Annotated in this window: 18 protein-coding genes; 13 read left to right on the forward strand and 5 right to left on the reverse strand. The window is 75.1% G+C overall.

Going from position 1 to position 26,579, the window contains the following annotated elements:
• Together F9B16_RS33205 and F9B16_RS33210 are read right to left on the reverse strand one after the other, a co-directional pair.
• A partial coding sequence (locus F9B16_RS33205; RefSeq protein ID WP_151544172.1) for an AAA family ATPase occupies nt 1-790 on the reverse strand: 790 nt, incomplete at its 3' end.
• Nucleotides 787-1,917, reverse strand: a complete 1,131-nt coding sequence (locus F9B16_RS33210; RefSeq protein ID WP_151544173.1) for an exonuclease SbcCD subunit D — start codon at nt 1,915-1,917, stop codon at nt 787-789. The genes F9B16_RS33210 and F9B16_RS33205, both read right to left, overlap by 4 nt.
• Nucleotides 1,918-2,275: 358 nt before the next feature.
• Here F9B16_RS33210 and F9B16_RS33215 point away from each other — a divergent pair, with 358 nt between their 5' ends.
• The 7 genes from F9B16_RS33215 (at nt 2,276) to F9B16_RS33245 (ending at nt 8,736) form a co-directional block, all read left to right on the forward strand.
• Nucleotides 2,276-2,962: a RibD family protein gene (locus tag F9B16_RS33215; RefSeq protein WP_151544174.1), complete on the forward strand. Its 687-nt coding sequence runs from the start codon at nt 2,276-2,278 to the stop codon at nt 2,960-2,962.
• Nucleotides 2,963-2,969: 7 nt separating this feature from the next.
• Nucleotides 2,970-3,404 (forward strand): deaminase, encoded by a 435-nt coding sequence (locus F9B16_RS33220; RefSeq protein WP_151544188.1) that lies wholly within the window; start codon nt 2,970-2,972, stop codon nt 3,402-3,404.
• Nucleotides 3,405-3,529: 125 nt separating this feature from the next.
• Nucleotides 3,530-4,963 carry an aldehyde dehydrogenase gene (locus tag F9B16_RS33225; RefSeq protein WP_151544175.1) on the forward strand — a complete coding sequence of 478 codons (1,434 nt, stop codon included), beginning with the start codon at nt 3,530-3,532 and terminating at the stop codon, nt 4,961-4,963.
• A gap of 185 nt (nt 4,964-5,148) precedes the next feature.
• A complete protein-coding gene (locus F9B16_RS33230; RefSeq protein WP_151544176.1) occupies nt 5,149-6,063 on the forward strand; it encodes an ABC transporter ATP-binding protein in 915 nt (304 codons plus the stop codon).
• A 12-nt stretch (nt 6,064-6,075) separates the two neighbouring features.
• Complete coding sequence (locus tag F9B16_RS33235; protein ID WP_151544177.1) at nt 6,076-6,810, forward strand: ABC transporter permease; 735 nt, start codon at nt 6,076-6,078, stop codon at nt 6,808-6,810.
• 1 nt (nt 6,811) lies between these two features.
• Nucleotides 6,812-8,071, forward strand: coding sequence for a sensor histidine kinase (locus F9B16_RS33240; RefSeq protein ID WP_151544178.1), 1,260 nt, complete (start codon nt 6,812-6,814; stop codon nt 8,069-8,071).
• Nucleotides 8,068-8,736, forward strand: a complete 669-nt coding sequence (locus tag F9B16_RS33245; protein WP_151544179.1) for a response regulator — start codon at nt 8,068-8,070, stop codon at nt 8,734-8,736. The genes F9B16_RS33240 and F9B16_RS33245 overlap by 4 nt, the downstream gene beginning before the upstream one ends.
• A 239-nt stretch (nt 8,737-8,975) precedes the next feature.
• Here F9B16_RS33245 and F9B16_RS33250 read toward each other — a convergent pair whose 3' ends face one another.
• From F9B16_RS33250 to F9B16_RS33260, 3 genes are all read right to left on the reverse strand, one after another.
• Nucleotides 8,976-9,890, reverse strand: a complete 915-nt coding sequence (locus F9B16_RS33250) for an AMP-binding protein (protein ID WP_151544180.1) — start codon at nt 9,888-9,890, stop codon at nt 8,976-8,978.
• An 81-nt stretch (nt 9,891-9,971) separates the two neighbouring features.
• Nucleotides 9,972-11,480, reverse strand: coding sequence for an AMP-binding protein (locus F9B16_RS33255; protein WP_151544181.1), 1,509 nt, complete (start codon nt 11,478-11,480; stop codon nt 9,972-9,974).
• A gap of 105 nt (nt 11,481-11,585) precedes the next feature.
• Nucleotides 11,586-16,229 carry a LuxR C-terminal-related transcriptional regulator gene (locus F9B16_RS33260; protein WP_151544182.1) on the reverse strand — a complete coding sequence of 1,548 codons (4,644 nt, stop codon included), beginning with the start codon at nt 16,227-16,229 and terminating at the stop codon, nt 11,586-11,588.
• Between the two features lie 198 nt (nt 16,230-16,427).
• Here F9B16_RS33260 and F9B16_RS33265 point away from each other — a divergent pair, with 198 nt between their 5' ends.
• The 6 genes from F9B16_RS33265 to F9B16_RS33290 all read left to right on the forward strand — a co-directional run.
• Nucleotides 16,428-17,633: a hypothetical protein gene (locus F9B16_RS33265; protein WP_151544183.1), complete on the forward strand. Its 1,206-nt coding sequence runs from the start codon at nt 16,428-16,430 to the stop codon at nt 17,631-17,633.
• A 2-nt stretch (nt 17,634-17,635) separates the two neighbouring features.
• Nucleotides 17,636-18,472, forward strand: coding sequence for a hypothetical protein (locus tag F9B16_RS53000; RefSeq protein WP_225992167.1), 837 nt, complete (start codon nt 17,636-17,638; stop codon nt 18,470-18,472).
• A complete protein-coding gene (locus tag F9B16_RS33275; RefSeq protein ID WP_151544184.1) occupies nt 18,465-19,121 on the forward strand; it encodes a DprA-like winged helix domain-containing protein in 657 nt (218 codons plus the stop codon). Before F9B16_RS53000 ends, F9B16_RS33275 begins: the two co-directional genes overlap by 8 nt.
• On the forward strand, nt 19,118-22,234 hold the full coding sequence (locus F9B16_RS33280; RefSeq protein WP_151544185.1) for a coiled-coil domain-containing protein: 3,117 nt from the start codon (nt 19,118-19,120) through the stop codon (nt 22,232-22,234). Before F9B16_RS33275 ends, F9B16_RS33280 begins: the two co-directional genes overlap by 4 nt.
• A gap of 41 nt (nt 22,235-22,275) precedes the next feature.
• Nucleotides 22,276-25,635: a hypothetical protein gene (locus F9B16_RS33285; protein ID WP_151544186.1), complete on the forward strand. Its 3,360-nt coding sequence runs from the start codon at nt 22,276-22,278 to the stop codon at nt 25,633-25,635.
• Nucleotides 25,636-25,700: 65 nt separating this feature from the next.
• A partial coding sequence (locus F9B16_RS33290; protein ID WP_151544187.1) for a serine/threonine-protein kinase occupies nt 25,701-26,579 on the forward strand: 879 nt, incomplete at its 3' end.

The raw sequence follows: 26,579 nt of genomic DNA on the forward strand, positions 1-26,579 counted from the left end.
CGTGCTCGCCCGCCAGCTCCGCCGCCCACGCCGGAAGCACCTCCACGTCCGCGGCCGGCTCCGGCACCTGCTCGCCGCGGCGCGGCGCCGGGACCGCCGGACGCTCACCGCGCGGCGCCGCCGAGCCCGTCGCCTCCGCGATCCGGTCCGCGATCGAGGACGCCGCGGCGGCGAGCTCGGCCGCCTCCCGGCCCGTCGCGGCCCGCCGGTCCGCCAGCCACTTCTCGACCTGCGTGAACACCTCGGTCGCGAACAGCCGCTCCAGCACCTTGCGGCGCTCGTCCGCGCCCGCGCGCAGGAACCCCGCGAACTCGCCCTGCGGCAGCAGCGCCACCTGGCAGAACTGCGCCGCGTTCATCCCGAGCAGCCGCGAGATCAGGTCGCCCGCCTCGTCCAGCCGGGTGGTGAGCCCCGTCCAGCCGCCGCGCTCGAACTCCTCCAGGATCACCTTGGCGTGCTCGGTCGTCGTCCCCGACCCGCGCAGCTTCGGCCGCTCCCACGCCGGCGACCGCGTCACCCGCAGCCGCCGGCCCCGGATCGTCGTCTCCAGCACCACCCGCGGGCCCGCGCCCGGCGCCGCGTGGTCGCTGCGCAGCCCCTTCACCGCGTTCCGGACGCCCGGGACCTGCCCGTACAGCGCGAAGCACACCGCGTCCAGGATGCTGGTCTTCCCGGCGCCCGTCCGGCCCTGGATGAGGAACAGCCCCGCGTCCGACAGCGCGTCGAAGTCGATCTCCTCCGTCCCGGAGAACGGGCCGAACGCGGCGACCTCCAGCCGGTGGAGCCTCACGCCAGCGCCTCCTTCCGGCGGCAGTGCTCGAACGCCTCGTCCAGCAGCGCTCGCTCGGCCTCCGTCGCCGGGCCGTCGGTGACCTCCGCGACGAAGTCGCCGGCGATCTCGGATTCCGACCGCTCGCGGACCCGCTCCGTCCAGGTGCGGGCGTCGTCGGAGCCGCCGCCCTCCGGCTCGAAACCGAGGACCAGCGCATGCGGGAAACGGCGGCGCAGCCGCTCCATCGCCGCCGACGGACGCCGCTCATCGGTCAGCGTGATCTGCAGCCAGCGGTCCTCGTACTTCGCGAACTCCGACCCGGCCAGCAGGTCGTCGATACGGCCCCTGACGCGCGCGATCCGGCGCGGGACGGGCGCCTCCACGAACTCCGCCGCCACTCCGTCCTCACGCAGGTCGACCAGCCACGACCCCTTGACGTGATGCTCCTCCGAGAACGAGTACGCCAGCGGCGACCCCGAATAGCGGACGCGGTCCGTGATGGCCCACCGGCCGTGCAGATGCCCGAGCGCCGCGTAGTCCACACCGTCGAACACCGACGCCGACACCTGCGCCGAACCGCCCACCGAGATGTCGCGCTCGCTCTCGCTGCTCTCCCCGCCCGTCACGAACGCGTGCGCCAGCACCACCGAACGCAGCCCCGGCCGCTCCGCCGCGTCCGCGCGGACCCGCCGCATCGCCTCCGTCAGCGCGGCGGCATGGGTGCGCTCCTCCAGCTCCCACGGATGCCGGACGAGCTCCGGCTCCAGATACGGGACGCCGTAGATCGCCGCGTCACCGACGACGACCGGCTCCCCCACCCGCGCGAAATCCGTGCGGACGTGCACGCCCGACCGGTCCATCAACGCCGACCCGAACCCGAGCCGCCGCGCCGAATCGTGATTCCCCGCGATCAGCACCACCCGCGTCAGCTCCGCGAGCCGCGCGAGCGCCTCATCGCACAACCGCACCGCGTCCACCGCCGGCAGCGCCCGGTCATAGACGTCGCCCGACACGAGCACACAGTCCACCCGCTGCTCGCGCACGGTCGCGACGAGGTCGTCGACGAACGCCGCCTGCGCGGCCAGCAGATCCTCGCGGTGAAACGATCTGCCGAGATGCCAGTCGGAGGTGTGCAGGATTCGCATGTCGCAGCAACCATAGGCACCCCGTCCGACACATCCGGCGCAGAAACGCCGTGTTGGTTGCAATCTCGGCTCAGGGGGCTCGCCTGGCGGCTCGCCCCCTGCCCGATCTTGGGGCGAGCGCGAACTCGCTTCGCGAGCTTCCCGGTGGGGGCTCGCCTTCGGCTTCGCCCCCACCGGTCAGATAGCGCGCTCGCGTGACGGCTCGGCCTGCCACGCTCCGTCTGGCCGGGCTCGCCTTCGGCTTCGCCCCCGCCGGTCAGATAGGGCGCTCGGGCGGTGGCTCGGCTCGGCGCGTTCCGATCCGGCGGGCTCGGCTTCGGTGGCTTGGGGGTGGTGGGGGAGGTTTTAGGCTTGGGTGGTGGGTGATCGTCCTTACGTGCTGCTGAGCTGCGCGATGTCGGTCGACGGGTACATCGACGACGCGGCGCCGGAACGGCTGCGGCTGTCCAGCGCCGCGGACTTCGACCGCGTCGACGCGGTGCGCGCGAGCTGCGACGCGATCCTCGTCGGCGCCGGGACCGTCCGGGCCGACGACCCGAAGCTGCTGATCCGCTCCCAGGCGCGGCGGGAGCGGCGGGCCTCGCGCGGGCTGCCGCCCGACCTCACCAAGGTGACGCTGACCTGGAGCGGCGACCTCGATCCGGGCGCGCGGTTCTTCACCACGGGCGAGTCGCCGAAGCTCGTGTACGCGCCGTCCGGCACGGCCGCGGAGCTGGCGGGACGGCTGGACGGGCTGGGCGAGGTCGTCGACGCGGGCGAGCCGCTGGAGCTCGCGGCGGTGCTGGCCGACCTGTCGGCGCGGGGCGTGCGGCGGCTGATGGTGGAGGGCGGCGGCGCGGTCCACACGCTGTTCCTGACGTCGGGCGTAGTGGACGAGCTGCAACTGGTCGTGGCGCCGTTCTTCGTCGGCGACCCGTCGGCGCCGCGGTTCGTCCGGTCGGGGGTGTTCCCGCAGTCGCCGGAGCGGCCGATGCGGCTGGCGGAGATCACCCGGATCGGCGACCTCGCGCTGCTGCGGTACCTGGCGGGGAGCGAGCGTGGCTGACGCGATCATGGACGACGCCGGGTGGCTGGCGCTGGCCTGCGACCTCGCGACGCTGTGCCCGCCGTCGGCGACGGCGTTCTCGGTCGGCGCGGTGATCGTCGGCGCGGACGGCCGGGAGATCGCGCGCGGGCACTCGCGGGAGGCCGACCCGCACGACCACGCGGAGGAGGCGGCGATCGCCAAGTCCGGCGGGGTGCTGCGCGGCGCGACCGTCTACAGCTCGCTGGAGCCGTGCGGGAACCGCGCGTCGCGGCCGCGGCCGTGCGCCGAGCTGATCGTCGCGGCGGGGGCGCGGCGGGTGGTGTTCGCGTGGCGCGAGCCGTCGCTGTTCGTCGCGGGAACCGGCGCGGAGATCCTCGAGGCGGCGGGCGTGGAACTGGTGGAACTGCCGGAGCTGGCGGGCGCGGCGCGGGAGCCGAACGCGCACCTGCTCGCCGGATGAGACTCTAGTCTCATTCCTCTTGCCAACCCCCCTCGGCCGCGTGCGATGCTGAGCCAAGCAAGCATTCGGTCACCGGATGCGCTCCGGACTCTCCGCGGACCACCCCCGGCAGGAGGCACTTCAGCATGCGCGAGCACGATCGGCTGTTCATCGGCGGCGAGTGGACGGCACCGGCCGGCACCGGCACCATCGACGTCATCTCCCCGCACACCGAGGAGGTCATCGGCCGGGTGCCCGACGGCACCGAGGCCGACATGGACGCGGCCGTCGCCGCCGCCCGCCGGGCCTTCGACGAGGGCCCCTGGCCGCGGATGACCCCCGCCGAGCGCGCCGAGAAGGTCGGCAAGCTGTCGGCGATCTACGCCGAGCGGCAGCAGGAGATGGCCGACCTCGTCACCGCGGAGATGGGCTCGCCGATCCTGTTCTCGGTGTTCGGGCAGGCCGCGATCCCGCAGATGGTGCTGCAGTACTACGTCGACCTCGCCGGCACCTACGCCTGGGAGGACGAGCGGCCCGGCATGCTCGGCCCGGTCACCGTCACCCGCGAGCCGGTCGGCGTCGTCGCGGCGATCGTCCCGTGGAACGTGCCGCAGTTCACGCTGATGCTCAAGCTCGCGCCCGCGCTGATCGCCGGCTGCACCGTCGTCGCCAAGCCGTCCCCCGAGACGCCCCTCGACAGCTACCTGCTGGCCGAGTGGATCAAGGAGGCGGGCATCCCGGACGGCGTCGTCAACATCGTCCCGGCGGGCCGCGAGGCCGGCGCCTACCTCGTCGCGCACCCCGGCGTCGACAAGGTGTCCTTCACCGGCTCCACCGCCGCCGGCCGCAAGATCGGCGCGGTCTGCGGCGAGCAGCTCAAGCGGGTCACCCTCGAACTCGGCGGCAAGTCCGCGGCGATCGTGCTGGACGACGCCGACCTCGCCTCCACCATCGAGGGCTTCAAGATGGCGTCGCTGATGAACAACGGCGAGGCGTGCGCCGCGCAGACCCGGATCCTCGCGTCCCGGCGCCGCTACGACGAGGTCGCCGACGCCCTGGCGACCATGGTCGGCGGCCTCACCGTCGGCGACCCGGCCGACTACTCCAGCGAGATCGGCCCGCTCGTCGCCAAGCGGCAGCAGGAGCGCGTCGAGAACTACATCCGGATCGGCCAGGACGAGGGCGCCAAGATCATCACCGGCGGGCTGAACCGGCCGCACGACCGCGGCTGGTACGTCGCCCCGACCGTGTTCGGCGACGTCCGCAACGACATGCGGATCGCCCGCGAGGAGATCTTCGGCCCGGTGCTCGTCCTGATCCCCTACGAGGACGAGGAGGACGCCGTCCGGATCGCCAACGACAGCGACTACGGCCTCGGCGGCTCCGTCTGGACCGGCGACGTCGACCACGGCGTCGAGGTCGCCCGCCGCATCCGCACCGGCAGCTGCGGCGTGAACCTCTACAGCCTCGACCCCAACACCCCGTTCGGCGGCTTCAAGAACAGCGGCCTCGGCCGCGAGCTCGGCCCCGAGGGCCTGAACGCCTACCTGGAGCACAAGTCCATCCCGCGTCCCGCCTGACGCCCTCCCCCGGACCCGCGTGCCGTCCCGTGAGCGCCTTCACGGGACGGCACGCGACGTCTCAGCCCCCTCCACCGATCGGCTGATGCGGCGGATCAGCCGCCGCGCGACCGGTCGGTCGATGCCCCGGCGAGGGCCGCTCCGCGAGCCTTGAGGCCGTAGCGAGACGACCTGGGGAGCACGCGTTGGCGATCATCGAGGTGGACGGCCTCACCAAGCGGTACGGCGGCCGCACGGCCCTGGACGGGGTGTCGTTCTCCGTCGAGGAGGGCGAGATCTTCGGCATCCTCGGCCCGAACGGGGCCGGGAAGACCACGGCGGTGGAGTGCCTGGAGGGACTGCGCCGCCCCGACGCGGGCACGGTCCGCGTCCTCGGCCTGGACCCGCAGGCCGACGCGCGGGAACTGCACCAGCGGATCGGCGTCCAGCTGCAGCGGACCGGCCTGCCCGGATCGATCCGGGTGCGGGAGGCGCTGGAGCTGTACACCTCCTTCTACGCATCCCCTCGCGACCCCGCCGAGCTGCTCGCCCAATGGGGGCTGGAGGAGCGGCGGAACACGCGCGTCCGCAGCCTGTCCGGCGGGCAGGCTCAGCGGCTGTACATCGCGCTCGCGCTCGTCGGCGCGCCGCGCGTCGCGTTCCTCGACGAGCTGACCACCGGCCTGGACCCGCAGGCCCGCCGCGCCACCTGGGACCTCATCCGCCGGATCCGCGACGACGGCGTCACCGTCGTGCTGATCAGCCACTTCATGGACGAGGCGGAGGAGCTGTGCGACCGCCTCGCCGTGTTCGACGCCGGCCGCGTCGTCGCCACCGGCTCCCCGGGAGGGCTCATCGAGGAGGCCACCGGGGGCGGCGGCCGGATGCGGTTCCGCCCCGCCGGCGAGCTGGACCTCGCGCTGCTCGCCGGCGTGCCCGGCGTCACCGACGTGCGGCGGTCCGGCCGGCACGTCGTCGTCACCGGCCGCGGCGACTTCGCCACCGCCGTCACGTCCGTCCTCGCCCGCAACCACATCGTGGTCGCCGACCTGCGCATCGACCAGCGCACCCTCGACGACGCCTACCTCGCCCTGACCGGCGGGCCGTCCCCCCGCGACTGAAGGAGCCGCAGAATGCTCGGCAAGATCCTGGCCATCGAGTTCCGGATGCGGATGCGGGAGGTCCTCACCCCGCTGTTCGCCCTCGCGCTCCCCCTCGCCCTGCTGTTCGGCTTCGGGCTGATGCCGGACGCCACCAAGCCGTCCAAGGACCTCGGCGGGCAGAGCACCACCGAGTACATGGCCGTCCTCGGCACCGGCATCGCGTTCGCGATCCTCAGCCTCATCATGCTGCCCGGCGTGCTGTCCGACTACCGCGAGCGCGGCGTGCTGCGCCGCATGCGCGCCACCCCCGTCCGGCCGTCGGCGCTGCTCACCGCCCAACTGGTGATCAACGCGGGGGCGGGCGCGGTGACCGCCGCCGTCATGATCGTCGTCGGTGCGGCGGCGTTCGGCACCTCCGCCCCGCGCGGCTTCGGCTGGTTCCTGCTCGCCGCCGTCCTGTGCCTGCTGGCGCTGCTCGCGCTCGGCTCCCTCGTCAGCGCCGTCGTGCCGACCGGACGGGCCGGCAACGCCGTCGGGTCGCTGCTGTTCTTCCCCAGCATGTTCCTCGCCGGCGTGTACATCCCGTACGACCAGATGCCGCGCACCCTGCAGCGGGTCTGCGACGTCACCCCGCTCGGCGCCGGCATCCGCTCCATGCGGGACGCCTGGATGGGCCACGCGCCGCATCCCTCCCAGCTGGCGATAATGGCGGTGTACGCGGTGGTCGCGACGCTGGCCGCCGCCCGGCTCTTCCGGTGGGAGTGACGTGTCGGACCAGCAGTACGACGTCGACGCCTGGGAGCGGCGGGAGCAGATCGTCCTGAACGTCGTCCCGTACGTCTCGCTCGGCCTCGCCACGGCGCTGGGACTGCTGGTGGACCACGGGTCGCCCGGCCGGATCGCGCTCCAGGTGGGGCTGAGCGGGGCGGCGATCGCGCTGGTGACCTACATGGCCGTCCTGCACAGGGACCGGCTGGAGCGGCCCCGCGTCGCGGGCGCCTACTACGTCGTGCTGCTCGGCCTGATCGGCGCGCTGATCGCGATAAACGGGATGTACGGGTTCGCGATCATCACCGGGTACATGCACGCGTTCTGGCTCGGGCCCCGCTGGCGGGCCCTCGCCGTGATCGTCTGCGCCGCGCTCGGCGCCGCGGCGCAGATGGGCGGGATCCTGCACATCGACCGCGGGGCGCTGCTCGTCTACCTGCTGGTCTTCGGGGTGAACGTGCTGCTGGCGGGCGGGATCACCCTGTTCGCCTGGCGCATCAGCGAGGAGTCCGACCGGCGCCGGGACGTCATCGCCGAGCTCGCCGACGCCAACGCGAAGCTGGAGGCGGCGCTGGAGGAGAACGCTGGCCTGCACGCCCAGCTCCTCGCGCAGGCCCGCGAGGCCGGCGTGCACGACGAGCGGCAGCGGATGGCGGGCGAGATCCACGACACCATCGCGCAGGGGCTCGCCGGCGTCGTCACCCAGCTCCAGGCCGCCCGGCAGGCCCGCGAACGCGACGGCGACTGGGAACGGCACCTCGACGTCGCGCAGCAGATGGCCCGCGAAGGCCTCGCCGAGGCCCGGCGGTCCGTCCAGGCGCTGCGGCCGCAGTCGCTGGAGGAGTCCGCGCTGCCGGAGGCGCTCGCCGAGGTCGCCGGCCGCTGGACGGCGCTGCACGGCGTTCCCGCCGAGGTCAGGACCACCGGTACCGTACGGATCATGCACCCGGAGGTCGAGGGGACGCTGCTGCGCACCGCGCAGGAGGCGCTGGCGAACGTCGCCAAGCACGCCAGCGCGTCCCGCGTCGCGCTGACCCTGTCGTACATGGGCGACCTGATCACCCTGGACGTCCGCGACGACGGCGCCGGGTTCGCGCCCGACCGGGTCGCGCCGTCGGCCGACGGCGGCTACGGCCTCACCGCGATGCGCCGCCGCGTCGCCCGCGTCGCCGGGACGCTGGAGATCGAGTCCGAGCCGGGCGCCGGCACCGCGATCTCCGCGAGCGTCCCCGCCGTCCCGATGGGGGACGCCGGATGACCGGCGGCACGATCACCCTGCTCATCGCCGACGACCACCCGGTGGTGCGCGACGGGCTGCGCGGCATGTTCACCGGGGAGCCCGGCTTCGAGGTGCTCGCCGAGGCCGCCGACGGCGCCGAGGCGGTCCGGCTCGCCGAGGCCCTCCGCCCCGACGTCGTGCTGATGGACCTGCGGATGCCCGGCACCGACGGCGTCACCGCCATCACCCGGATGGCCGAGCGCGGGCTGCCCGCCCGGGTGCTGGTGCTGACCACCTACGACACCGACAGCGACGTGCTGCCCGCGATCGAGGCAGGCGCCACCGGCTACCTGCTGAAGGACGCCCTGCAGGACGAGCTGTTCCGCGCGGTCCGCGCCGCCGCGCGCGGCGAGTCCGTGCTGTCGCCGTCGGTGGCGACGCGGCTGATGAACCGGATGCGCACGGCCGCCGCCCGCCCCGCCGCGCCGCGCGGCGACGAGCCGCTCAGCCCCCGCGAGCTGGAGGTCCTCGGCTTGATCGCGCGCGGCAGCACGAACCGCGAGGCCGCCGCCCGGCTGTTCATCAGCGAGGCCACCGTCAAGACGCACCTGCTGCACATCTACGGCAAGCTCGGCGTGAACGACCGCGCCGCCGCAGTAGCCGCCGCCTTCACCCGCGGCCTACTCCACCCCGACTCCCCCTAACCCCCACCCCACCCCACGCCCCGGCCGCGCCGCATACCGCGCCCCGCCCACACCGCACCCCGCCCACACCGCACCCCGCGCCCTGACCGCGCTGCATACCGCAAGCCGACCGCACTGCGGGCCCACGTCACGGCCGCACCGGGGGGCTGCGTTCCGGCCGTGCCGTCGCTCGGGTTGGGCGTTGGGCTCAGGTTGGGCGGGCTCGGGTTGGGCGTTGGGGCTCGGGTTGGGTTGGCTGGTCAGGGTAGGGGCTCGACCGTCCAGCCGTGCCGGACGCGGCAGGCGCGCGCGGCCTCCGCCGAGGGCGGCCCGGCCACCAGGACCCGGACGCCGGGCATCGGGACGGCTCCGTGGTCGAAGGCCAGCGCGCGCAGCTTGGCGGGACTGACCACCGCGGCGGTCGCCTCGTACCGGAGGATCGCCTCCAGCAGGTCGCGTGCGCCCGGGTCCGGCACCCCGGCGAACGCGGCTCCCTGCACGAGGCACAGGTCGACGAGCCCGACCCACGTCCGCACCGGCACGTCCGCACCGCAGCAGACCAGGACGTCGTCCTCTCCGAGCGCGACGGCGCCGCCGAGACGGTAGAGGTCCGCGAGCCGGTCGGCGTGCGTGACGTCCTCGCGCGGGCCGGTGAGCCGCAGGGACGCGTCGCGCAGCGGGTCCGCGGACGGCGCCTCGCCGGGCCCGGCGCCCGCGTCCAGCAGGCGGCCGAACGGGGTGGCGCCCGGCACGTCCCCGAACGCGAAGACCTGCCGCACGTACGAGTCGTCCGCCGCGGGCATCGACCGCGCCGCGGTCTCCTCGCCCGTCAGCAGAAAACGCGCGCCCGCCTCGTTCATCATCACGGCGACATCCTCTGCGGACGCGTCCGGCGGCAACGGCGCGGGCACGGCCCCGGCCGCGCCGACCGCGTGCACGGCGAGCGCCAGGTCGCAGGCGTCCGCGAGGTGGATCGCGCCGACGTCGCCGCCGCGCACCCCGTGCCGGCGCAGTCCCCGCGCCGCCGCGGGCACCGCCTCCGCGAACCGTGCGCGGCGGAGCCCCCGTCCCCGGTCGACGACCGCCGTCCGGTCCTCGCCGCTCATCGCCGCCAGCACCGTCCGCGTCACCGTCGCGTCGGCGACTCCCACGCCGCCGGTCTCTCCGTCCAGCATGCGGCCGACCGTACGCGCCGCCCTCACCCGGTCACATCCGAAGACCTGTGTAGACACATGTGTAGCCGCCTCGGTGAAGGGTCAGGGGAACGGGCCGAGGCCGGCGCGTTCGAGCAGCGCGCGACGCTGGACGCGGCCGCCGGGGTCGCGGGGGATCTCGTCGACGAGATGCACGGCGACGACTCCGCGATGCCCGGCGACGTGGGTGTCGAGGTAGGCGAGCAGATCGGCCACGGAGGTCTCGTCGGTGACGACGGCGAACGCGTGCGGCGCCAGGCCGAGGTCGTCGTCGGGGACGGGCGCGACGGCGGCGTCGGACACGGCGGGATGCGCGGCGAGCACCGCCTCGGGTTCGCCGGGCGGCTCGGGCCGGGCGCGACCCACCCGGCCGAGCACGAACACGCGGCCGTGGTCGTCGGCGAACGCGGAGTCTCCGGTCGGGAGCCAGCGGACGGGGACGGCGGCGGTCGGCGCCACCGGCAGCCGCACGCACAGCTCGCCCGGCTGGTAGGACGGCTGGCCGGCGCCGGTCCGCGGGTGGACGACGGACCACTTCACGCCGGGCAGGCCGCGCCCGACGGAGTCCAGGGTGCCCTCCTCGGCGGCGCGCAGGTTGAGGTGCGTGATGCCGGCGGCCTCGGCGAGCCCGTAGGCCTGCCTGACCGGGCAGCCGAGCCGGGCCGCGGCGGCGCGCGCGTCCTCGGCGGCGAGCGGGCCGCCCGCCGCGACGACGGCGCGCAGCGTCCCGAGGTCGTAGCGGCCGACCGTGCGGTCGCGGGCGAGCGCCTCGACCAGGGGCGGCGGCAGCACCGCGACGGTCGCGTGCCACCGCTGCAGCGCGCGCAGCAAGTCGTGGCGGCCGCCGCCGGTGAAGGCGACGACCGTGGCGCCGAGCCGGAGGGCCGGGTTGAGGACCCCGTTCAGCCCGAGGACGCCGGTGAGCGGCAGCGCGGTCAGCACGGTGTCGGCGGTGCCGATCATGCCGGCTTCGGCGACCCGCACCAGGCCGGCGACCATCTCCGCGTGGGTGAGCCGGACCATCCGGACCGGGCCGGGCGGGCCGCCGGTGCAGGCGACGAGCGCGAGGTCGCGGGACGCGTCGACGCGGACCGCCGGCGCCGAAGCCCCGGTGAGCAGCGCCGAGAACGGCTCGGTGCCGGGTTCCGCGCCGAAGCAGAACAGCCGGCGGTCCTGTCCTCCGACGTCGCGGGCGAGTCCCGGCCAGGTGATCACCGTTCGGGCCCCGGCGGACTCCAGCAGGTGCGCGATCTCGGCGGCGGGCAGCCCGCCCACAGGGAACGGGACGGCACCGGCGGCGGTCACCGCGTGCAGCGCGAGGGCGAATTCGGGGCCGCCCGGCAGGTGCAGGCCCACCACGTCCCCGGGCCGGATCCCTTCCCGTGCGAGCCCCGCCGCCGCGACGCCCGTCCGCGCGGCCAGCTCGCCGTACGTCAGCGCCCGGCCGAACGACGCGTCCGCCACGGCGGGCCGGGAGGTCTTGGCGGGATCGGACCCGGCCCCGCCGAACACGGCCCGCGTCACGGTCGCACCGGGATACGCGGCGGCCGCGCCCACACCGTTGGAGATCATGCACCGACGCTATGTTGGACGCCGCGTCCAGCACATGCACCGGACTACGCACGCAAGGTCGTATTCAGCACCTCCTCACCCACTCCGAGATGTGTACACACCCCCTCAATCCTCGGCGGGCAGGGTCTCCACGACCCACGCGGCGATCTGTGCACGGGACGAGTAGCCCAGCTTGGTGAGGATGTTCGTCACGTGCCGCGCGACGGTCGCGGGACTGATCACCAGCTCGTCCGCGATCCCGCGATTGGTCAACCCTCGCGCCACGAGCCGCGCGATCTCCCGCTCCCGCACCGTCAACGTGCTGGGCGGCGTGGACGGCCGAGCACGCCCACTCCCCTCCAACTCCCGTCCCCCCTCTAGCGAACTCCGCAGCTCCCCCACTCGCTCTCCACTCGGCACCCACTGACCGCCCCCCTGCGCCCCCGCGACGCCAGACGCACCTCCACCCCCGAAAGCAGTGCTCGACGCACCTCCACCTCCGAGATGAGTCGTCTCTTCCGCCTCCCGCACCGCACTCGACGGCGACCGCCCCCTACCTGCTCCCTCCGACCGCCTACTACCCGCCCCCTCCCATCCGCTGTCTCCCACATCCACCCCTCGCGCACCCCGGAAGCCCGTCTCCTGCACCGCCGCCGACTCGCCCCCCAAGCTCTGCCACCCGCCCTCCTGCCAGCCGATCTCCTTCGCGCCAACCGCACCCGACGCCCGTCCGCCCCCAAACGCCGCCGCCCCCTCCACCACGTCCCCTGACCCCTGCGCCTCGGCCGCCGCGCCCTCAGAACCTCGCCCGCCAGACTCCCGCCGACCGCCTTCCTGCGCAGAGTCCGTCCCCCGCTTCCGCGCAGCCCAGAATTGCGAGGCTGCTGCCGCCCCCCGCGCCACCCCTGCAGCCTTGCCGCCCAAGCCTTGCCGCCCACCCTCCTGCCGACCAACTTCCCGCGCACCGACCACACCCGGCTCCCGCGAGTCCCCGAACCGCGCCGCCGTCACCGCCCCTTCCACTACCTCCGCTGACCCCGGCGCCTCGGCCACCGCCCCCTCAGAACCTCGCCCGCCAGGTTCCCGCCCACCGGCCTGCCCCGCAGATGCCGCATCCGGCTGCCGCTCGCCCCCGACGGGTGACGCGGCCGCCCCCTGCAGCCCCTCCGCCAACCCATCGTCCAAGCCTCGTCGCCCAGACTCCTGCCAGTCGGCATCCGACGCAGAGGAGCCCTGCTCGCCCACCCCACCAAACGACGCCGCCACCACTGCCCCCGCCACCTCGGCCACCTCGGCCACCACTGACCCCGCTGCCCCGGCTGGCTCACCACCGCAAACCCCCCGACCAGGCTCCTGCGAGTCGGCATCCGGCGCGCCGGCCACGCCGGACTCCTCCGCGCCACCGAACGTCGACGCCGCCACCACTGACCCCGGTGCCCCGGCTGGCTCACCACCGCGAACCCCCCGACCAGGCTCCTGCGAGTCGGCATCCGGCGCGCCGGCCACGCCGGACTCCTCCGCGCCACCGATCGTCGACGCCGCCGCCGGCCCCGCCGCCTCGGCCGGCTCGGCCGGCTCGCCACCGCGAAGCCGCCGGTCGGAGTCCTGCCAGCCAACGCCGGGTGCATGGGCCTCGTCGGGACTCCCCATGTCGCCGAACGACGATGCCACTGAACGGGGAGCCTTAGCCGGTTCACCGCCGCGAACCCGCCGACCAGGCTCCTGCGAGTCGGCATCCGGCGCGTCGGCCACGCCGGACTCCTCCGCGCCACCGGACGTCGACGCTGGCCCCGCCACCTCGGCTGCCTCGGCCGGATCAAGCGGCTCGCCGCCGCGAACCCGCCGGCCGGTGCCGGGCGCATGGGCCGCGCTCGGACTCCTCACGCCGCCGAACGATGACGCCGCTGCTGAACCGGGCGGCTCGGGCGGCTCGCCGCCGGGAACTTGTGGGCTGGGGTCCGGCCAGCCGGTGTCGGGCGTATGGGCCGCGGCCGGTTTGCCTGCGTCGCCGGACGGCGCCGCCGCTGCTTCCGTCGTCGGCTGGGCGGACTCACCGTCTGAGACCTGTCGGCTGGGCTCTGGTCTGTCGGCTTGTGGTGTGTCGGTCGTGCTCGGCTTGCCTGCGTCCCAGAACCGGGACGCCGATGTCCGCGGCGCTTCGGCCGGTTCACCGGAGGCTTGCCGGGCGGGCTCCGGCCTGCCGGTCTGCTGTGTATGAGCCCCGCTCTGCTCTTGTGCCGCTGGGTCTTGTGCGTATGCGGGTTCGGTGCTCGGCCTTTGTCGGGTGGGCTTTTTTGGCCAGCTCGGGTCCGGCTTCTGGCGGACGGGCGTCTCTTGCTCGTTCTCGGTCTCGGCTGGTCTTTGCGATGCGGTTGGTTCCTTGCGAGTGGGCTTCTGGTTGGGGAGTGCGGCTGGCGGCCGTTCGTTTTTCGGTGTCGGTGGTGCCTGGTCTTGGATTGCGGCGGTGGGGCCAGTTGCGTGTGCTGCGGGGGTGTGAGGTGGGCGGCTGGAGTCGTCGCGGGGCTGGGGAGCGGCAGGGAGTGGGGTGTCTTGGGTGGGACGGGGGGCGGGTATGCGGGGGGCGGGGGTTTGGGTCGCGCGGGTGTGGAGGGCGTAGTCGACCGCGTCGTCGGGGGGCATCGCGCGGCCCTCGCCCCAGAACTGGGCGACGAGGGGTTCGCCGAGGCGGCGGCGGATCGGTTCGAGCATGCGTTCGCGGCGAGCGCCGGCGCCTGGCTGGCGGCCGGTGGCCTCGCGGAGCGCGGACGCCGCGCCGGCGAGCGTGACCGCGCCCCGGGGGTCGCCCTCGACGGCGGCCAGTTCGGCGAAGGCCTCCAGGGCGCGGGCGATGTCGAGGCGGATGCCGGACGAGCGGCTCAGCGACAGGCTTCGCGACAGCGCCTCGCGCGCGGACGCCGTGTCCCGCTGTTCCAACGCGACGCGGCCGATGCCGGCGAGCGCCCGCGCCATCTCCGGGCGCGCCCCGATCTCCGCCAGGATCGGCAGGACGTCGGCGTAGTGGGCGCGGGCCGCGCCCGGGTCGCCGCGGAGCTCCGCCAGCCGGCCGAGGCCGATGATGGCGTGCGCGGCGCCCCAGAGCTGCCCGATCTCCCGCATCACCGCGGCGCCGGCGTCCAGGTGCTCGCGGGCCTCGCGGAGGCGGCCCCGGCGGATCAGCAGGTAGCCGCGGGTTATCCGGGCGTAGGCGCGGACCCATTCCCGGCCGGGGGCGGCGGCGATCGCGTCGGCCTCGTCCAACCGGGTCGCGGCGTCGTCGAAGCGGCCCGCGCGCGCCAATGACTCGGCCAGCGTGACCAGCGCGGAGGCGGTCGCGAGCGGATCCTCGGCGGCCCGGCACGGGCCGAGCGCCTCTTCGGCGTACCGGGCGGCCTGGGCGAAGTCACGGCCGCCGACGGCCAGCTGCGCGCGGCCGGCCAGCGCCGCGCCCAGGGTGCGCGGGTCGGCGCCGGACGCGTGAGCGAGGAACCGGTCCGTCCAGTCGGCCCATTCGGCGACGCGTCCCCGGACGATCCAGAAGGTGCGCAGCGCGGTGCACAGCCGCAGGCCCTTGGCGATGTCGCCGCGGTCCAGCGACCAGGTGAGCGCGGCTTGGACGTTCCCCAGTTCGGCGTCGTACCGGCGGAACAGCGCGACCCGGTCGGCCCATGCGCCGGGCACCTCCGCCAGGGCGAGCCGCCCGTCGTGCTCGGCGGCCTCCAGCACCGTGTCGCGGTGCCGCATCCGGAACTCCGCGTCCTCACCGGCCTCGGCGAGGCGTTCGGCGGCGTACTCGCGGATGCTGTCGAGCTGGTGGAACCGGACCTGCCCCGCCATCTCCCCCACGACGGCCACCAGGGACTTGTCGACGAGCGCCGTCAGCAGGTCCAGGACGTCCTCGGCGGGGAGCGCGCCGTCGGCGCAGACGTGCTCGGCCTGCTCGAGGGTCCAGCCGGCGAACACCGACAGCCGGTGCAACAGCGTCCGCTCCCGCTCGCCAAGCAGGTCGTGGCTCCAGTCGATCGCCGCGCGCAGCGTCCGCTGCCGGGGCGGCGCGGTCCGGTCGCCGGCGCTGAGCAGCCGGAACCGGTCGGCGAGGCGGCCGGCGATCTGCTCGACCGACAGCACACGGACGCGCGCCGCGGCGAGCTCCAGGGCCAGCGGCATGCCGTCCAGCGCGCGGGTGACCTCCTCGACGCCGCCGGTGACGTCGAACCCGGGGCGGGCGGCGCGGGCCCTGTCGGCGAACAGGCGCACCGCCTCGTGCGGTTCCAGCGGCGGGACCCGCCAGACGTTCTCGCCCGCCATCCGCAACGGCTCGCGGCTCGTCGCGAGGACCCGCATCCGCGGGCAGCGGGCCAGCAGCAGGCCGGTCAGCTCCGCGCACTCCTCGATGACGTGCTCGCAGTTGTCCAGCACGATCAGGACCGACGGCCCGCGCAGCGCGTCGGCGAGGGTGTCGGCCGTCCGGCGGCCCTCCTCCTCCGCCACGTCCAGCACCGCCGCGACGCGCCGCGCGACCGGTTCGGGCGTGCCGTCGGGGCGGACGCCGGCGAGTTCCACGAGCCAGACGCCGTCGGGGTGGGCGTCCAGCATGGTCCGCGCGACGTGCAGGGCCAGCCGCGTCTTGCCGATGCCGCCCGCCCCGCACAGCGTGACCGCCCGCATGCCCTCGAGGAGGCGGCGCAGGTCGGCCACGTCGCGCTCGCGGCCGACGAAGGCGTTGGGTTCGGCGGGGAGGTTCGTCCTCAGGGGAGAGCTCGGCTCGGTCATGCCCCTCCTGCCGTGTCCGAAGAGTCCGGCCCGCTGCGTTCCGTGCCCTGGTGCGGCGCGCGGCCCGGGAAGTCCGGGTCGCTCTGTGAGTGTGTCATCGCTGTGCGTGCGCCGTCTGCGGTTTCGGGGCCCCGTTTTCGCGGGCGGCCCCGCCGCCGATTCCACCTTGGGCGCCGCGGGGCCGTACCGTAGTGCGCCGTGTCCACCGCCTCCGAGAACGCGGCCGCCAGCCTCGACGACGTGCTGGTCGGCGAGGCCGTGCTGGGCGTGTACCGGCAGATGTTCGCGGCGCTGGCGCGCGACAGCGGCGCCGTGGTGGACGATCCGGAGCTGGTGGACGTCGCCGAGACGCTGCTCGCCGCGTTCGCCGACGCGGGCGAGGACGGGCTGAGCCGGGAGCAGATGCGGTACGTGTGCCGCCGGTACCCGTCGGAGGTGTTCGAGAACCGGTTGCGGGTGCTGAAGGGGCTCGGCGCCGTCCGGGAGGTGTTCCCCAAGCCGAACCAGCTGCGCTACCGGGCCTCCTTCACCAGCGTGGTGGGGCTGATGTTCGTCCGCCGCATGATGCTGGACGGCGGGCAGAGCGAGATGCACCGGCTCCTCGCGCTGGAGCAGCTGAACGTCGCGGACCCGCGGATGACGCCCGAGCAGGCCCGCGACGGCGCGGAGGGCCTGGCGCGCGCGTTCCGGCTGTGGAGCGTCGAGCTCGTCACCCTCACCAACGGGACGATCGAGGAGCTGCGGGAGCAGGCCCCGAAGCTGTGGGGCACCGAGGAGATCCTGCTGCGTGCGGAGCGGCTGCACGGGGCGATCCTGCGGCGGTGGCCGCAGCTCGACCGCACCTGCACGGACCTGCGCGCCGCCATCTACGCCTACGGCGACGCGTCGCGCCGGGCGGCCGCGCGGCTGACGGACTCCGCGGGCACGACCCGCAATCTCACCCTCCTTCCGCCGGAGACGTGGCGCACCTTCGCGCGCACGGCCGGCCGTGAGGAGCTCGCGGCGGTCCTCGACGGTTTCGTGTTCGACGCGGCCGCGCCGTGGCACGAGCCGTCCGCGGTCGTGACCGCCGTCGAGGACGGGCCTCGGGCGACCCCGCCGCGGCCTGCTCCGCCCCGGCCGTCGGTGCCCGACACGGGCCTGTCGGACGACACCGGCTCCGACGTCACGGCGATGGAACGGCTGCGCGCCATGGCGGAGGAGGTCCTGCGCGGACGCGACCGGGTCGCCGTACACGACGTCCTCGCGCAGGACTGGGTGACCGCACGCCGCACACTCGCCGACCTGTCGTCGGCTCACCTGCACCCCGAACTCCCGTACCGGCTCGTCTGGTCGGACGGCCTGGACGTCCGCCCCGACGGCGCGCCCACCTGGGTGACGCCGGGATGGTTCGAGAGGACGTGACCGTGGACCCGCAGGTTCTCGCGCGGGCCCGGGCCCGCGTGCTCGGCGCCCCGTCGGTCGCCGCGGCCGATCCGGTGCCGGCGGGCACGTCCGCGGCCACGGACGGGGACCGGGTGTGGCTGCTGCCGGTCTGGCCGGACGGCGCCACGCCCGCGCTTCTGGAGGAGTACCAGACCGCGCCCATGCCGCTGGACCGCGCGGGCCAGGCGCGCCGCGTTCTCGCGGCAGCACTGCGCTGCTGCTGGACCCGCCTGGACGACGCGCCGTGGCCGGGTGCGCCGGCCACGGTCGCCGCCGTCCTGGACGTCTACGCGGGCATGTCCCGAGGGGACGCGGACCTGGCGCGCCGCTGGGCCACCGGCGAGCTCCGCCGTCTGGCCGACACCGGGTGGCTCCTTCTCGACGAGGGCTCCGGAGACAAGGGCGGCATCGTCCGTCCCGGCCCCCGGATCTCTCTCTGGGCCGAGCACACGCTGTCGTCGCTGCGCTCCCTGCTGCACCGCCTCCCCGAACCGCCGCCGGAATCGCACGTCCAGGATCCGCTTGAGGCGCCCCCGGCCGTCCCGTCGCCCCGCGCCGCCGAACCGGCCGCCGGTGAGGCCCCGGCGGCGGAGCCTTCGGGATTGGGAAAAGAACCTGCCTCATCCGCGCCTCCTGTGGTGTTCCGACCACCTTCCGTGAACGAGCCTGCCGCAGCCCCGCCACCACCGGCGGAAAAATCTTCAACTGTGGATAACTCGCCGCCGCAAGACCCTGACGAGGCGGAGCCGGGCGCAGGCGAGGCGGAGCCGGGCCCCGGCGAGCCGCGTGAGGAAGACCCCGGGAGCCTCGGTGAGTGAGCTGTTCGAGGGGCTGCTGCGCGGTTATGACGAGCGGCGGCGGGCGGAGCTCGTCGCGGCGTACATGGCGGTGGAGCATGCGGCGGAACCGGTGCCGGAGGTGCGGTTCCCCGCGCTCCGGGAACCGGCGCTGCGGCGGACGGTCGAGGAGATGCTGGCGCTGAGCGGCCGGACGCTGGTCAGGTCGGAGCAGACGTCGTGGATCTCGGGCTACCGGGACGACGTCGCCGCGGAGCTGGCGAAGGACGAGGAGTGCGTGCCGCCCGTCCAGGAGCGGGCGGTGCTGACGCTGGTGCTGATCCATTCGGTGGCGATCCCGCGCGCGGCGGGGCTGCTGGAGGACGACTCGTGGCTGTCGCCGTACCCGACGCCGGTGGAGGAGCTGAGGCGGCGGACGCAGCTGCCCGTCGGGGAGCTGGACGCGGCGCTGCGGCGGCTGCGGCTGGCGGGCCTGGTGGCGCAGGTCAAGGCGGGTGCGGACGACTCCGGCGGGTTCGTGCCGGGGCCGCAGTTCCACCGGCTGACGCCGGCGGCGCGCCGCCGGCTGCAGGAGGAGCTGATCCTGGCCGCGGGGCCGGACTCGCCGCTGGCGGCGGCGATCCGGGCGCGGCGGCGGGGGCGGGAACGCGATCAGGGGGAGAGCGAATGACGGCCGTGCTGGAGCCGCTGGTGCCGGGGCCCGTCCGGGACGCGGAGAACCTCGTCGGCGACCGGACGCTGGTGGCGGTGCAGGCGGTGAACATCTCGCGGCTGTCGACGCATCCGGTGCCGACCGTCCCGGGGACGCTGATCGTGGTGGCGGGGCAGGGCCCGAAGGACTCCAACGGGGCGGGCAAGTCGTCGTTCATCGCGGCGATCACGGCGCTGCTGGGCGACGAGCAGTGGCGGTTCGCGTCGGGGGCGCGGGCGGTGGCGGAGCTGCTGTTCAACGCGGAGCTGGCGGCGCAGGGCGACAGCCAGTGGGCGAGCGCCGACCACGGCTACATCGTGGGCGTCTTCGACCACGCCGAGACCGCCGAGACCGAAGACGAAACAGAGACAGAAACGGAGACCGAGACCGCGCTGACCGTGTGGCTGCGGGTGAACGTCGACGCGCCGCATCTGGAGATCCGCTGGCAGGAGGGCGTGTACCTGGCGTCGGCGCCGTCGGAGGCGGGACGGGTCGCGCTGGCCGACCGGCTGTGGGCGAGCCTGCCGCGCAGCGCGGGCCGCCGCGACCTGGTGGCGAAGGACCTGAGCCGCGTCCTGTACGGCGGCCAGGTGCGGTGCGTGTCGTTCCTGTCGACGTCGGTGCGGTCGAAGGTCGCGACGAACCTGCTGTCGCAGCCGCTGAACGAGATCAGCCCGGAGCGGATCTTCAGCGCGATCGCGGCGCTGACGGGCCTGGACCGGGAGCTGGAGGCGGAGCGGAAGTCGCGCGCGGAGGAGCACCGGGAGCGGGCGAAGGCGGCGGAGGCGGCGGACCGGCTCGCGGAGTGGGAGCGGGAGGCGGCGGCGCTGCTGAAGACGTTCGACCGGCGCGACCGCGCGCGCGAGGAGGTGGCGGCGGCGCTGCGGCACTGGCGGACGCGGCAGGCGCGGCTGCTGGCGGACGCGGCGGAGACCGACGCGGCGCACGCCGCCGAGCAGGAGGGGCTGCGCGCGGAGGCGGAGGAGCTGGCGGCGGCGGCGAAGGCGGCGGAGCGGGAGATCGAGCAGCTCACCGGGGGTGCGCTGGACGCGCGGCTCGGCGAGGCGAGCGCGGCGCTGGCCGAGCTGAAGGGGCAGGCCGACAAGCTCGGCGCGGACAAGGCGGTCGCCCGCAACCGGCTGGAGGAGCTGCGGCGGCAGGTGTCGGCGCTGGAGGAGCGTCGGCGGGAGGCCGACGGCCGGGACGGCGCCGCCGCGAGGGCGGAGCTGGCGGACGCGGAGGCGCGCCGGGACGAGGCGCAGCAGGAGTTCGGGATGGCGCGCGGCGCGGTCGCGCGGGCGGAGCGGTCGCTGGCGGAGGCGGAGGCGGGCGAGAGCAGCGCGCCCGCGCAGATCAGGGCGCTGGCCGCCGCCGGGATCGCGGCGGTGGGGCTGCTGGACGCGGTGGAGCTGGCGGCGGGCGTCCGTGACCGCTGGGAGGCGGCGCTGTGGCCGTACCGGGAGGCGGTCGTGGTCGGGACGTCCGATCTGGACGCGGCGGCGGACGCGTTGAAGGGGCTGCCCGGTTCGATGATCGTCCCGGCGGACGGGGAGCTGGACCCGGGCGGTGAGCCGGTGGCCGGGCATCCGGAGGGGGTCCGGTGCGCGCTTCCGCTGACGCGCTTCTTCGGTGCGTTCGAGGGCGATGGGAAGGGCGTCGTCATCGTCGGCGGTTTCCCGGAGCCGGTGACGGGGCGTGTGGCGCGTGTGCAGGCGGCGCGGGCCGCGGTGGAGGCGGCGAAGGAGGCGCTGGAGAACGCGCGGCAGGCGACGTCCGATGCGGCCGCCGATGTGGCGCGCGCGGGGCGGCGGCTCGCGGGCGCGCAGGCGGCGGACGAGATGGACGCGGTCCACGAGCGGATGGCGGAGTTGCGGGCGCAGTTGGAGGAGCTGGCGAGCAGCGAGTCGAAGCTGGGGCCGCGGCTCGGATCGGCGGAGCAGACCGTCCGGCGGCTCCAGGCCAAGGCGGACACGCGCGCGCTGGAGGTGGACCGGCTGCGCGGCCGCAAGGAGGCGCACGAACGGGACCGCGACCGGGTGCGGCGCAAGGCGTCGGAGCTGGCGGACAAGCGTGCGGCGCTCGGCATTGAGGAGCTGGAGAAGGAGTGGGGCGGGTCCCGGGACGGCGCCGCCGAGTGGCTGTCCGGCCTCGACGACGACGAGAAGACGTGGACGCCGGCCGAGTGGTGGCATACCGCCGAGAAGCATCTGTCGGAGGCGCTGCGGCGGGTGTTTCCCGACGGTCCGTCCGATGAGGACATGCCGGAGGAGACGCGGTTCCTGCTGCGGGAGCGCGCCGAGGGCGAGGGCCGCCGCACCGACCGGGAGCAGGCGACGTTCCCGCGTCTTGCGAAGTCGCTGGAGAGCTACCTGCGCCGTCAGGAGGACTACGAGAGGCATCAGCGGCGGCAGATCGAGGTGCAGCTGTCCGGGCGCCGCGCCGACCTGGAGAAGGCGCGCAAGGGCGCGATGGAGGCGGCGGGCGCCGCGGAGGCGCACCGGACGGCGCTGACGGCGGCGATCCGGGCGCGGCTCCAGCGGGTGGCGGAGGAGTTCGAGAAGCTGGACGTGACGTACGGCGGCTATGGCGCGACGCTGGAGTTCCCGACGCCGGAGCAGCCGGGCGATCCGGAGCAGGAGTGGCGCTGGCGGGTGACGCCGAAGTGGCGGCGCTCCGACGGCCAGCGGTACGTCCCCTACAACCGGCGCGCGAACACCGCGCTGATGGACGAGAAGGCGGTCAAGCTGGTGTGCGCGGCGGCGCTGGCCAGTTCCGGCGGCGGGCGGCTCTGCCTGGTGCTGGACGAGCTGGGCCGCAACCTCGGCAAGGAGCACCGCAAGGAGGCCGTCGCGCTGTTCCGCAAGATCGGCGAGACGCACGGCATCACGGTGATCGGCGCGCTGCAGGACGACATGGAGCCGTACGCGATCGACGCGTGCGGGCAGTACGTGAAGCTGCGCCGCTCGTCGGACACGATGCCGTACAACGAGCCGCCGGTCGTCGTGGGCTATGACGAGCACGAGCCGCGGGTCCGGAAGCTGGCGGAGGCGATCACCCGGGCGCGGGCGGAGGTCCCCGCCGAAGCGCCGTAAATCATGTGAAGGCGGGCGGCGGATCCGGCAGGATGCGCGGCATGCGCGCTGACGAGCTCCTGACCGAAGTCGAACCGCTGCCGTTCGGGGAGCGCTGCCGCCGTCTGGCGGACCTGCGCGGGCTGGCCGGCACGCCGGAGCTCGCGGCGCTGCTCGGCGAGCTGGCGGGCCGCGGCCATTACGAGCGGTCGGTGGGCTTGTTCGTCGCGTCGGCCGTGCGGGACGAGGCGTCGCTCGCGCACATCGCGCGCGCCATGGGCGACGCGGACGCGGAGCTGGCCTGCTGGTCGATCCGGCTGGCCGTCAAGCACGGGGTGGGCCCGGAGGCGTTCCTCGCGGGGCTCGATGACGCGCCCGCGGCGATCCGGTCGCAGATCTACGACGCCGTCCGCAAGCGGCGGCGTACGGATGTGGCGGACGCGCTCGTGGGTCCGGTCGCGGACCGCTGGGGTGTGGAGGAGGCCGCCGCGCTGCTGCCCGCCTGCAGTGCGGAGGCGGTGGCGGAGCGGATCGACGCGTTCGCGCGCGCCGTCCCGAACTGGGCGTCGCTCGGCGGCGCGCATCCCGGCGTCATGCTGGACCACGCGGAGCAGCGGCTCGCGGAGGCGGCCGACTGGCTGCGCGCCGGGCTGTGGGGACGGTACGGCCCCGGCATCGCGGCGGCGGTGGACCACGACCCGGGACGCGTCGTCGGACTGCTGGAGCGGTTCGGCGGTGACCCGGACCTGCCGTCCGCGCTGGACCCGAAGGTCGGCGTGCTGCTGGAGGCCGAGCCGGTCCGGATGATCGAGCTGCTGACCTCCGAGCGGTACCGGCGCTCGCTGCATCGGGTGCTGTGGCGCAGGTCCGTCCGGGACCGGCTCGCGGCGCTCGGCGACGGCGACGTGGCGCGGGTGGCGCGCGCCGTCCGCGAGGACGACAGTGCGCTCCGCCTGCTGCTGAAGGCGTTCCCGCCGTCGCGCCGCGAGCACGTGTTCGACGCCGCGATGGCCGGGGTGGACCTGTCGGCCGCCGAACTGGACGAGTCGCTCCTCGACGTCCTCCCGCGCGCGCTCCGGGTGCGGGAGGCGCGGCGGATGCTGCGGGTGCGGCAGGTCGCCGAGACGCCCGCGCGCTACTGGAGCATCAACGCGTTCCTGCCGTACGACGAGGGCCTACCGGTTTTGGAGGCGCTCACCCGCCGACCGGACGCCGACGACCGCGCGACCGGATACGCGCTGCTCATCGCGTGCGCGGGCCGCAGCCGCGAGCCGGACACGCTGACCGCGATGCTGGAGTCGCTCGTCCGGCTGCGCAACGAGCAGGATCCCGTCCGGTATTCGGCGCTGGACGCGCTCGCGAAGATCCCGGAGGGGCTGCTGCGCGGCGAGCACGCGGCGGCGGTGGGGAGGTTCGCCGACGACGCGCTCGCCGCCCGCGACTGCTCGTACATGACCCGCCAGGCGCTCGGGCGGATCGCCGCCGCGTTCTGCCGGCAGGGCGCGATCCGCGACGACGCCGACCTGGTCGTGTTCGGGCTGGGACTCGTCGAGCGGCTCGTCGGCCATGCCGGCGCGGTGTTCCTCGGCCGCCTCGACCACGTGCTGCGGCACGGGCAGGAGTTCCGGCTCGCAGAGACGCTCGCGCCCCACCTCGACGCCGCCGCGCGCCGCGACGACCATCGCCTCGCGCTGCTGCTCGTACGAGCACTGGGCCGCCGGGCACACCATGTTCCGCGACTGCAGGACGCGCTGGAAGCCGCGCTCGACGCGCGCAGCGACGCCGTCCTCACACAGGCCATCGCGCTGTGGCTCGCTCCCCCGGACACCCGCGCCGACCGCGTCGGACGGGTCGTCGCGAAGGACGCGTCGGCCGTCGCGGTCCCCGCCGTCCTCGCGGCGATCGCCCGCGACCGCACCGACCTGCTGCACCTGGTCCTCGGCGGGACGACGCCGCCGGGACGGTTCCAGCGCGCGGACGTCACCTACGTCCCGCACATGACGGCCGCGTGGATGCGCCGGTGGACGTCCCGGCAGCGCGACGCCTACCTCGGCCTGCTGGCCCGCATCGCCGGCAACGAGGAGCAGCCCGGCGACGCGCGGGCGAGCGCGATCCGGACCATCGGCACGGTCCCCGGCGTGGACGCGGCGCGGCTGCGCCCCTACCTCGACTCCGATGACGACCTGATCCGCCGCACCGCGCTGACCGCCGTGGCGTGGACCGCGTCCCCTCAGGCCGTCATGCCCGACCTGCTCGCGCACGCCGCCACCGACCACGCGCACGTCGCGATGTACGCGATGACCCGCGCGGCCCGTTTCGTCCGTCCTTCGGAGCTGGCGGCGCTCCTCGGCCCCGCGCTCCGCGAAGGCAAGATCACCGCACGGAAGGAGGCGCTGCGGATCCTGCTGCACAACCGGGTCCCGGACGCCCTGGACCTGGTCGCCGCCGCCTGGGACGACCCCGGCCAGCACCGCGACGTCCGCGCCGCGATCGCCTCGGCCGTCCGCCCGTACCTGGCCGAGCCTGTGGCGCGGCGGATCCTGACCGAGGCCGCCGGCGGCCCGCGCGACCTGGCCCGCCAGGTGCTCGGCACGCCGCCGCTGGCCGTCGAGGAGCGGTTCCGCGGCTTCTACGCATCGCTGGTCATGCGGGTGGCGGGTTCCGGCGACACCGAGGCGCGCGACGCCGCGCTGCCGTACGTCCCGCAGTGGGCGCAGTGGGCGCCGGACGCCCCGGTGCTGCTCGCCGGCCTCGTCACCGACCTCGGTACGGCCCAGGGCTGGAGGCCCGCGCTGGACGCGCTGGTCCGCTGCGTCGTGGCCGGGTTCGGTGCCGCGGAGTTCGGCGCCGCCGCGTCCGCGCTGGCCGCCGTGCCCGACGAGCCCAGCGCGGACGCCGAGCGGGACCTGCCCGCCTTCCAGCGACTGTCGGAGCTGGTCGGCGCGGTTCGCAGCGCCGCGGGCCGCGACCGCGACACCGCCGAGCGTGCCATCGCGGCCCTCGACGGCCGCCTCCCCCGCGACCTCGCCTGCGAACTGGAAGCCGCCACGCTCCGCTGGGACGCGCCCGGAATCGCCACCGCACTGGACGCCCTCGCGGACCGCTGCACCGGCGGTGCCCTCGCGACACAGCAGGTCGCTGAGGCCCTCGTCCCGTGGGCGGACGACACGTGGCTCCAGTTCGCGGAGTACATGTCCCTCCCCGCCGGCACGCCGGATCCCGAAGCTGTCCTCCCCCATGCGGAACGCCTCGCGGCACGCGGCGACCTCGCCGGCGGGCTGTTCGCGGCCGCGCTCGCCGGCGGCCACGCGCCCCGCGCGGGCTGGCCCGCCCCCTGGCGCGCCTTCCTCCGCACCCTGCGCGCCCACCCGGATCCCGACGTCGCCTACACCGCCCGCCACATCCACACCGCCGAGGAGTGACCAACCTTCCGGGCGGGTCCCGCGTCACACGGGAGAGATCACCGCGACGAGTCTGAGGAGCGGCCATGGCGCAGTGGCGTGTTCCGGAGTTCGAGGAAGTGCGGGAGCTGGGGCAGGGCGCGCAGGGACGGGTCGTACTGGCACGGCACAAGGTCCGCGGTACCCCGGTCGCCATCAAGTACCTCACGGCCGGCGCCGCTCCGGAGGCACGGGACCGGTTCCGGGACGAGGCCCGGATGCTCGGCCGCGTCGACGACCCCAACGTCGCCCGACTCTACCGGCTCGTCGAGCACGGCGACGACCTCGCCATCGTCATGGAGGCGGTGGACGGCGTCCCGTTCAAGGAGATCCTGCGCAGGCACGCCCCGCTGGAACCGGAGGCGGCGCTCACCGTGCTCAAGGGGTCGCTGCTCGGCCTCGCCGCAGCGCACGCCGCCGGGGTCGTCCACCGCGACTACAAGCCCGCGAACGTGATCGTCCCGGCGGACGGACGCAGCAGGCTCATCGACTTCGGCATCGCGGTCGTGGCGGGCGGCGCGTCCGCCGAGGGCACGCCGCTGTACATGGCGCCCGAGCAGTGGCGCGGCGAGCCCGCCACGCCCGCGACCGACGTGTACGCCGCGACGTGCGTGTTCTACGAGGCGCTGACCGGCCGCCGCCCGTACGGGAACGGCGACCGGGCGTCGATCAGGGCCGGGCATCTCGGCGAGGCCGTGCCCGCCGAGGACGTCGCGGAGCCGCTGCGCCCGCTCATCGCCCGCGGCATGGCCAAGGACCCGGCGGACCGTCCGGTCAGCGCCTCGGCGTTCGTCGGGCACCTCGACGAGGTCGCGGGCGGCGCGTACGGGCCGGACTGGGAGTCGCGGGGCATGCGCGTCCTCGCCGGGGCCGCCGTCGCGCTGGCCGCGCTGTTCCCGCTGGCCGCCGCTGGCCTCGTGCCCGCC

The sequence above is a fragment of the Actinomadura montaniterrae genome (assembly GCF_008923365.1).
In the GTDB taxonomy this organism is placed as follows: Bacteria; Actinomycetota; Actinomycetes; order Streptosporangiales; family Streptosporangiaceae; genus Spirillospora; species Spirillospora montaniterrae.

What these genes read in the sequence shown, in the direction of transcription:
- F9B16_RS33210 (WP_151544173.1), bottom strand. Translation starts at nt 1,917, where the DNA reads ATGCGAATCCTGCACACCTCCGACTGGCATCTCGGCAGATCGTTTCAC.
- F9B16_RS33255 (WP_151544181.1), bottom strand. Translation starts at nt 11,480, where the DNA reads ATGATCTCCAACGGTGTGGGCGCGGCCGCCGCGTATCCCGGTGCGACC.
- F9B16_RS33260 (WP_151544182.1), bottom strand. Translation starts at nt 16,229, where the DNA reads ATGACCGAGCCGAGCTCTCCCCTGAGGACGAACCTCCCCGCCGAACCC.
- F9B16_RS33280 (WP_151544185.1), top strand. Translation starts at nt 19,118, where the DNA reads ATGACGGCCGTGCTGGAGCCGCTGGTGCCGGGGCCCGTCCGGGACGCG.
- F9B16_RS33285 (WP_151544186.1), top strand. Translation starts at nt 22,276, where the DNA reads ATGCGCGCTGACGAGCTCCTGACCGAAGTCGAACCGCTGCCGTTCGGG.
- F9B16_RS33250 (WP_151544180.1), bottom strand. Translation starts at nt 9,890, where the DNA reads ATGCTGGACGGAGAGACCGGCGGCGTGGGAGTCGCCGACGCGACGGTG.
- F9B16_RS33220 (WP_151544188.1), top strand. Translation starts at nt 2,970, where the DNA reads ATGGACGACGCCGGGTGGCTGGCGCTGGCCTGCGACCTCGCGACGCTG.
- F9B16_RS33225 (WP_151544175.1), top strand. Translation starts at nt 3,530, where the DNA reads ATGCGCGAGCACGATCGGCTGTTCATCGGCGGCGAGTGGACGGCACCG.
- F9B16_RS33245 (WP_151544179.1), top strand. Translation starts at nt 8,068, where the DNA reads ATGACCGGCGGCACGATCACCCTGCTCATCGCCGACGACCACCCGGTG.
- F9B16_RS33235 (WP_151544177.1), top strand. Translation starts at nt 6,076, where the DNA reads ATGCTCGGCAAGATCCTGGCCATCGAGTTCCGGATGCGGATGCGGGAG.